Source organism: Gammaproteobacteria bacterium (genome assembly GCA_003696665.1).
Classification (GTDB): domain Bacteria; phylum Pseudomonadota; class Gammaproteobacteria; order Enterobacterales.
Window position 1 is genome coordinate 1 of the sequence record RFGJ01000498.1, and the last position, 1,254, is coordinate 1,254.

Consider the following 1,254-nt stretch of genomic DNA (forward strand, 5'->3'; position numbering starts at 1 on the left):
ACCTTCGTTCGAGAAGTAAGAATAGACTTTAAGACCTCAATATCCAGTTCCCATGAATGCGCTGGATCACCGCGCCATTCTGCAACCTCGGCACCAATACTCCGAGCCACTTCGCCGAGAGACTGGTAGTAAGGTGCATGCACTATGACATGGTCACCAGAGCTGAGAGCTACGTTCATGAAATTGAAAATCGCTTCTTCTGCACCTGAATGCACGAGAACCTGGTCGGACGTTATCCGATCATACAACGTGGTAATAGCTTGACGAAGCCCTGGATCGCCAAGTGACTCTGTGTAGCCAAGCCAAAGCGAGGAGAATCGCTCTGTTGCATCGGGTTCAAGTGCCAGCAGATCCCGCAGTTCCATGCTCTCGCAATCCGAGGAACACAGCAGATAGGGGGCCGAAAACTCATACTTTGCGAAGTAGCGTTCAAGTTTGAATGGTTCTAGTCTCATGTGGTTAATCCTTTGGCGCCAGATAATGCGCGAGCTGAGCTGCGAGCCTTCCATGATAACGGCGTTGCGGCAGCGGCGGTGACTGCACAACCCCCACCGCCAACCCGATACTCCTTTGCAATTCGCGCCCCGATTCGCGCGCGGCATAGCCGCTGTCCGCTGCAGCCGGTGTTAGCCTGCCCCTTGCCGCACGACTTTTGCTCTAGCCCACCGCTTCGCCATCCGCTTCATCTCTTCCACATATCTCTGCCAATCATGTAAAGTCTCCGGATCAAAGTCCGCTCCATTCGGCCAAACCAGTGTGTGCACTTCTGGGTCTATCTCGACCTGATTGAACAAACCTTCATCCTTCAACGCCCCATATATCGCCCCTTCCAACACCGGGCGGAAATCAATGACCTGCTCTATCCCGTCATCGAATGCCACCCGCAATGTATATGGGCCCACGATTTCAAATCCCACTACCCGATAAATTCGATGTGTCATGTTCCACTTCCTTTACCGAAGGGGTGCTACCTTGTAAGGCGGCAGCCCGTTCTGCAGTCGCTCCCAGTTCTCCAGCAACTCTCCCTGATGAAGTTCTGCCCATGCTTCCACCAGCCGTTGTTGTCTGCGAGGCAACATGCCGCTGAGTTTCTCAACCGGCTCGATACCGTATACTGCTGCGTGATTCTGATAGTAGGTGTGAAAGTGAGGCCGATGGTGTGGAGCACCCGGCTCTACGTACATACGAATGATGATGCCAAAGAAGCGAGCAAGTTCCGGCAAGGTTGCACGCCATGAGCATTGTTGGGTGATA

At 53.3% G+C, this 1,254-nt stretch carries 3 protein-coding genes; all 3 read right to left on the reverse strand.

What is annotated here, in order from left to right; genetic code table 11:
- Positions 1 to 455: aminotransferase class I/II-fold pyridoxal phosphate-dependent enzyme (locus tag D6694_12145; GenBank protein RMH38604.1), on the reverse strand; the 455-nt coding region annotated here is incomplete at its 3' end.
- A gap of 171 nt (positions 456 to 626) precedes the next feature.
- Complete coding sequence (locus D6694_12150) at positions 627 to 941, reverse strand: DUF2442 domain-containing protein (GenBank protein ID RMH38605.1); 315 nt, start codon at positions 939 to 941, stop codon at positions 627 to 629.
- Positions 942 to 953: 12 nt separating this feature from the next.
- The gene (locus D6694_12155; protein ID RMH38606.1) at positions 954 to 1,184 is read right to left on the reverse strand and encodes a DUF4160 domain-containing protein; all 231 of its coding nucleotides are present in this window, start codon (positions 1,182 to 1,184) and stop codon (positions 954 to 956) included.
- Between the last annotated feature and the right edge of the window lie 70 nt (positions 1,185 to 1,254).

What these genes read in the sequence shown, in the direction of transcription:
- D6694_12150 (RMH38605.1), bottom strand. Translation starts at nt 941, where the DNA reads ATGACACATCGAATTTATCGGGTAGTGGGATTTGAAATCGTGGGCCCA.
- D6694_12155 (RMH38606.1), bottom strand. Translation starts at nt 1,184, where the DNA reads ATGTACGTAGAGCCGGGTGCTCCACACCATCGGCCTCACTTTCACACC.